Here is a 6,696-nt window from a genome sequence, read left to right as displayed (position 1 = left end):
AAGTGGGCGGGTGATCACCCGCCCACTTCTCTATGCCCGGTGGTTCTTCCCCGCGGCTTGTACCCAGGACTTCTGCCCCGGAACCCAAGTGCCCTGAGCCTCGGTGCTCAGGGCACTTCGCGTTCTCGCTCAGCGGCGTTCGTCGTCGGCGGAGACGTCGCCGGTGCCCGCGACTCCGCCCGCGCCGGGGGCTGCCGGAGCTGCACCGGGGACTGGCACCTCGGGAGCGGCGTTCGCCTCGGCGTCGAGGGATGTCGTTTCCCCGCCGCCGGTCGCTTCCGGTGGATCGCTGTCAGGATCACGGTCCGGCCGGGGTCCGTTGGCTCTGACGATGTATCCGACCATCGTGTTGAGGACCGCCACGAGCGGCACCGCGAACAAGGCGCCGACGATCCCGAACAGATAGGCGCCTGCGGCGACCGCGAGCACCACGGCCAGCGGATGCACCGACACCGCCTTGCCCATGATGAACGGCTGGAGCACCTGCCCTTCGATCTGCTGCACGGCGACGACGACCAGGAGCATGATCAGCGCACTGCCGAGGCCATTGGACACCAGCGCGACGAGCACCGCGATGACGCCTGAGGCGACCGCACCGACGACGGGCACGAATGACGACAGGAACACGAGCACCGTCAGCGGGATCACCAGTGGCACCCCGAGGAAGGCTGCGCCGATTCCGATGCCGATCGCGTCGATGCCGGCGACGAGGATCTGACTGCGCACATACTGGACCAATGACTTCCATCCGCGCAGCGCCGCACCCTCAGCGGTCTTCTGTGCCGGGATGGGCAGCAGGTTGATCATCCACTTCGAGATCTTCTTCCCGTCATAGAGGAAGAAGAAGGTCGTGAACAGGCACAGGGCAGCGCCGGCGAGGAACGACCCAACCGAGGACGTGGCCTGCCACGCGCCGCCGAGGAGCTGGCTGCTGTTGCTCTGCAGCCAGCTCGTGGCTCGGGCGATCGATTCATCGATGTAGGCCGAGACGGTCGTGGAGTCGATGCCGAAAGGCCTGTTGGCCAGCCAATCACTGATGGCGGAGAACCCGGAGATGACCTGCGAGACCAGCTCGGGCATCCCAGAGTAGATCTGCTGACCGACGAGGGTGATCAGCCCGGCGACGACGACGAGGAAGCCGACGAAGCTGATCGCCGCGGCCGCAGCCTGGGGCAGGCCCTTGCGCACCAGCCAACTTGTCAGCGGCGCAAGCAGCGCCGTCAGGAGCAGGGCGATGAGCGCCGGAAGCAGGACGTCGGAGACCTTGGCCAGCAGCCACAGGGCCACCCCGATGCCGACAAGGACCACGATCGAGCGCCAGGACCAGGCTGCGGCGACTTTGAGACCGGGAGACACATAGGGTTCGGCTTCGGCCTCCGCACGGATCCGCGCGATCTCCTCGGGAGTCAGGTGCAGATCGGTGTACTGGGAGCTCGGGTCCAGGGCTCGTGCCTGGTCCCGTTTGAGACGAAACGTGTCCCACGCCCCCCGGAATCTGTTCGCGCCGGGCTTCTTCTCGTTCTCAGACATGCTTCAACAATAGTTGTTCGGTGCCTTTCGGAGGTGCAATGATGGCGGAGAAAGGGGAAAATCTTATGGGTAAGCGAATGCTCTACGCCCTTGCCACCATGACCGGCACTGCGGTGGGGGTGGGTGCTTCCGCCGTGGGTCTCCTCCGCCACCAGGCCGGCTCTCTCCGGCGTGCCTTCGACGACGACGTCAACCGGCACTACGAACCCGTCACCGAGGCCATACCTCCTCCCGAAGGCGACGACGATGGCGATTCCGTGGCATTGGCGATTCTCGGTGACTCGTGGCTGTGCGGCCTCGAGGTCGAGGATCCGACCCGGACGCCGCCCCACCTCATCGCCCGCGGACTCGCCAGAATGCTCAGCACCACCGTCCGCGTCCAATCGACGGCCCGCCCCTCGGCCCTGTCCGAGGACCTGCCGGCGCAGGTGGGTGAGATCCTCAACTCGGCGTCGCTCTCGCGCCAGCTCTCGCAGCGACGGAGCGACGACCGGCGCTTCGCCGTCATCTCGATCGGCACCGGGGACATCATCCATCCGATCCATGGCACGATCGGCATCCCTGTCCTCAACCAGGCGATCAACCGACTCCAGCGCGAGGGCCGGTACACGGTGTTCGTGCTGGTGTGCCCCAACCTCGGAGGGCTGCCGGGGCTGCGCGACCCGTTGAAGACGTCTCTGCGTCGCACCTCCCGGGTGCTCGCGGGTTCCCAATGGCTGGCAGCTCTGGCCGCCCATGCCGTCCCCCTTACCGCGACCCAATCGCTGAGCGGCACGACGAAGGCCTCTCTGCTCAACGAGTCCGGTCGGTTCCCCAGCACCCTCGGCTATGCGCAGCTCTCGAGCACCGTGCTGGCTGCCATCGCCGAACGCATCGATGCCCCCGTCCTCGTCGACCGCAGCCTCGACATTCCCGAATTCGCCGAGCGCAGCTCGGATCCTGAGGCGAATTCGCCGACCGAGGCGGAGGATGAGGCCACCCCCCGCGAGGAATCGGACTCGGAGGTTCGATGATCCCTGTCGTCCTCGCCTCTCAGTCGCCCGCGCGCCGGCAGATCCTCAGAGCCTCGGGAATCGATCCGATCATCGTCGTCTCCCATGTCGATGAGGAGGCCATCGAGGCGTCCTTCTCCGGAGACGTCTGCGAGCTGACCACAGCGCTCTCCGAGGCCAAGGCGCGCGCTGTCATCGACAGGATCCTCAACGAACCGCCGGCGCAGCTCCTCGGCGCTCTCGCAGACTCCGCCGCAGTCCCCGCCCCGGCAGTCGCCTCTGCCGCAGTCGCCGGAATCTCGCCGCGGGGCGGCACCGTCGTGCTCGTCGCCGGCGACTCCCTCCTCGAACTCGACGGACGCCCCATCGGCAAGCCCGGCACCGCCGAGCGCACCCGCGAGGTGTGGAGGGACATGGCCGGCCGGACGACGGTCCTCCACACCGGGCACACTGTGGCCGTGCTCGAGGTCTCCTTCCCACAATCGGGCCGCCCGCAGTTCGAGGTCAGGGACATCCGGTCGGCCCGTTCGTCCACCTCGGTGCTCATCGGCCGACCGACCCCGGCCGAGCTCGAGGCCTACATCGCGACTGAGGAGCCCTTCCACGTGGCCGGGGCCCTGACCATCGACGGATACGGCGGAGCGTTCGTCGACCGACTCGACGGCGACCATCTGACCGTCCTCGGACTGAGCCTGCCCGTGGTCCGAGGCCTCGTCTCCGACGTGGGACTGTTCTGGCCCGACCTGTGGTCTGCGCGGCGACACGCCCGGACCGATTGAAGACATCACCCCTGGTTTTTATCGCATGCCTACAATCTCTTGGTGCCGCTCCCTAAATTGATCGGAGATCATACTTAAAGGAGCGCCATGACCACAGTTCTCCCCGAGCAGACCGCACTGCTGCACACTCACGTCCCCACTGCCGCAGTCCACCGCGTCCTCATCGCCAACCGCGGTGAGATCGCGCTGCGCATCATCCGCGCGGCACACGACATGGGAGTCAAAGCCGTCGCCGTCTACACCCGCGCGGACTCGGACGCCGACTTCGTGCAGCTCGCGGACGATGCGTGGCTGCTCGACGGTGCGGGCGCAGGGGAGACCTACCTCGACATCGACAAGATCCTCGCGCTGGCCAAACGCGCCGGCGCCGATGCCATCCACCCCGGCTACGGCTACCTGGCCGAGAACGCCCTGTTCGCCCAGGCCGTCATCGACGCGGGCCTGACCTGGATCGGTCCTCCCCCGGCCGCGATCGAGCTCCTCGGCGACAAGTCAGGGGCCAGGGAGGTCGCCGAGGCGGTGTCCGCACCCGTGGCGCCGGGCTCCGACGGTGCCGTCGCCGATGTCACCGAGGCCGCCCGGGTCGCCGAGCAGATCGGCTATCCCGTCGTCATCAAGGCCGTCCACGGCGGTGGCGGACGAGGCTTCCGCGCCTGCGCCTCGGCCGACGAACTCGAAGCCGCCTACACCGCCGCCACCCGAGAGGCGCTGGCCGCCTTCGGCCGCGGAGAATGCCTGATCGAGAAGCAGATCGTGCGCCCCCGCCACATCGAGACCCAGTGCCTGGCTGATGCCCACGGCAATGTCCGTGTGCTCTCCACCCGCGACTGCACGCTCCAGCGCCGCAACCAGAAGATCGTCGAAGAGGCGCCGGCGCCCTACCTCTCCGCCGAGCAGGAGCAGATCGTCACCGAAGCCTCAGCCCGGGTGCTCACCCACGTCGGCTACGTCGGAGCAGCCACCTGCGAGTTCCTCCTCGGCACCGACGGCACCATCATCTTCATGGAGGCCAACGCACGGATCCAGGTGGAGCACACTGTGACCGAGGAGGTCACCGGCGTCGACCTCGTCGCCTGGCAGCTGAAGATCGCCTCTGGCCAGCGACTGCCCGACGAGTTCCCCACGGTGCGCGGCCACTCCATCCAGTTCCGCATCAACGCGGAGGATCCGACGACGTTCTTCCCCGCCACCGGCACCGTGAAGAACTATCGGGCGCCCGCAGGCCCCGGGGTGCGGCTGGATTCCGGGATCGGCGAGGGCAGCGTCGTCGGCACCGACTTCGACCCGATGCTCGCCAAGCTCATCGTCACCGGGGCCGATCGCCCTCAGGCCCTGGCCAGGGCCAAGCGCGCCCTCGACGAGTACCGGATCGACGGTGTGTCGACCCTGCTGCCGCTCCACCGTGTCCTCGTCGCCGAGGACGCCTTCGCGAAGGACTTCCAGGTCTGGACGAACTGGCTCGAGACCGCCTTCGTCAATCCGCTCACCAACCCACAGCCAGGAGATCACATGAGCGCGAGCGTCGACAGCTTCACCGTCGTGGTCGAGGTCGACGGACGCCGGATGACGGTGTCTGTGCCCAAGGACGTCGTCTCCGACCTCGGACACGTTCCGAGTCCGAGCGTTCCCCGCCGCAAGCGCAGCCTGCGCCGGAAGGGAGCCCGCCTCGACGATGACTCGAATGCCCTCAATGCGCCGATGCAGGGCACGATCGTCTCCGTTGCCGTCAGCCCCGGCGACAGCGTCGAAGCCGGGGACACCCTGGCCGTCATCGAGGCGATGAAGATGGAGCAGCCGCTCAAGGCCGGGCATGCCGGCACCGTCGCCGAGGTGCTCGTGGCCGCCGGTTCCTCCGTGAAGGCCGGAGAGGCGCTCATCCGCTTCTCCGCCTGAGCGCGTTCTCCGCCTGAGCGCGCGGGGCGGTCCGACCGCCCCCGCTCTCGGGAGTCCAGTGAGATGCTAGTCTCACTGGTGTGAACCACGCCACGACTCTCGACGAACTCGCGCAGCGCCTGCCCTCCGGCGCGCTCATCACCGACCCGGTCAAGCTCGAAGCCTACCGCCGCGATCGTGCGGAGGACCCAGATGCCGGCACTCCTCTGGCCGTCGTCCGCGTGACCTGCACGGCTGACGTGCAGGAGGTGATGCGCTTCGCCTCGGCGACCCGCACCCCGGTGATCCCGCGCGGGGCCGGGTCGAGTCTGTCAGGTGGTTCGACAGCCGTCGACGGGGCGATCACGCTGTCGCTCGAACAGATGCGCGAAGTCACCGTCGACCCCGCCACCCGGATCGCCACCGCTCAGCCCGGGGCCTTCAACTTCGAGGTCAAGGACGCGGCCGCCGAGCACGGGCTCTGGTACCCGCCGGACCCCGCCTCTTACACCTTCTGTTCGATCGGCGGAAACATCGCCACCAATGCCGGCGGGCTGTGCTGTGTGAAGTACGGGGTCACCGTCGACTATGTGATGGGGTTGGAGGTCGTGCTTGCCGACGGTCGCGTCGTCAACCTCGGCGGTCCGCGGATCAAGGACGTCGCCGGGCTGCCGTTGACGAAGCTCTTCGTCGGCAGCGAGGGCACCTTGGGCATCATCACTGAGATCACCCTGCGCCTCATTCCCGCTCAGCGTCGGCCGCAGACGCTCGTCGCGACGTTTCCCACACTCGCCTCGGCGACTGCCGCAGTGCTCGCGATCACCTCGACCATGCGCCCGTCCATGCTCGAGTTCATGGACGCGCCGACGATCAACGCCGTCGAGGACGAGACCAAGATGGGCCTCGACCGCGAGGCCGCGGCGATGGTCATCGTCCAGTCGGACGAGCCCGCCGAACACGCCGGAGTGGAGATCGCCGAGGTCACCCGCCTGTGCGAGGAGGCAGGAGCCACCGAGGTGTTCTCCACCGACGACCCCGACGACGGAGAGGCATTCGTCGCCGCACGCAGGCTGGCGATCCCGGCGGTGGAGAAGAAGGGCACGATCCTCCTCGAGGATGTCGGAGTTCCCATCCCCGCGCTCGGCGACCTCGTCGACGGGATCGCCGAGATCTCGACCCGGCACGACGTCATCGTCGCCGTCCTCGCCCATGCGGGCGACGGCAACACGCACCCGCTCGTCGTCTTCGACCCCACCGACGAGGCCGCCCGCGAACGCGCCCACCTCGCCTACGGCGAGATCATGGACCTCGCCGTCGGCCTCGGCGGAACGATCACCGGCGAGCACGGCGTCGGCCGGCTCAAACGTCCCTGGTTGGCCGGGTACCTCGGCGACGATGTGATGGACCTCAACCACCGGGTCAAGGACGCTTTCGACCCGCTCGGCATCCTCAACCCCGGAGCCATGCTGCTCTCGGCGGAGCAGCGCGCCTCCGCCGACGGATAGGTCTTCCCCGGCCGCAGG

At 68.0% G+C, this 6,696-nt stretch carries 5 protein-coding genes; 4 read left to right on the top strand and 1 reads right to left on the bottom strand.

Annotated elements, in window-relative coordinates:
• Positions 1-129: 129 nt before the first annotated feature.
• Complete coding sequence (locus RIT73_RS13005; RefSeq protein ID WP_309132503.1) at positions 130-1,530, bottom strand: AI-2E family transporter; 1,401 nt, start codon at positions 1,528-1,530, stop codon at positions 130-132.
• Between the two features lie 65 nt (positions 1,531-1,595).
• Here RIT73_RS13005 and RIT73_RS13000 point away from each other — a divergent pair, with 65 nt between their 5' ends.
• The 4 genes from RIT73_RS13000 to RIT73_RS12985 all read left to right on the top strand — a co-directional run bounded on the left by RIT73_RS13000 (position 1,596) and on the right by RIT73_RS12985 (position 6,678).
• Positions 1,596-2,543, top strand: a complete 948-nt coding sequence (locus RIT73_RS13000) for an SGNH/GDSL hydrolase family protein (RefSeq protein ID WP_309132502.1) — start codon at positions 1,596-1,598, stop codon at positions 2,541-2,543.
• Complete coding sequence (locus RIT73_RS12995; protein WP_309132501.1) at positions 2,540-3,301, top strand: nucleoside triphosphate pyrophosphatase; 762 nt, start codon at positions 2,540-2,542, stop codon at positions 3,299-3,301. The genes RIT73_RS13000 and RIT73_RS12995 overlap by 4 nt, the downstream gene beginning before the upstream one ends.
• A gap of 87 nt (positions 3,302-3,388) precedes the next feature.
• Positions 3,389-5,194, top strand: a complete 1,806-nt coding sequence (locus tag RIT73_RS12990; protein WP_309132500.1) for a biotin carboxylase N-terminal domain-containing protein — start codon at positions 3,389-3,391, stop codon at positions 5,192-5,194.
• Positions 5,195-5,274: 80 nt separating this feature from the next.
• The gene (locus RIT73_RS12985; protein WP_309132499.1) at positions 5,275-6,678 is read left to right on the top strand and encodes an FAD-linked oxidase C-terminal domain-containing protein; all 1,404 of its coding nucleotides are present in this window, start codon (positions 5,275-5,277) and stop codon (positions 6,676-6,678) included.
• Positions 6,679-6,696: the final 18 nt, after the last annotated feature.

The organism is Brevibacterium sp. (genome assembly GCF_031179145.1).
Classification (GTDB): domain Bacteria; phylum Actinomycetota; class Actinomycetes; order Actinomycetales; family Brevibacteriaceae; genus Brevibacterium.
Note: the sequence above shows the minus strand (reverse complement) of the source record. Positions and strands in the feature narration are given on the sequence as shown.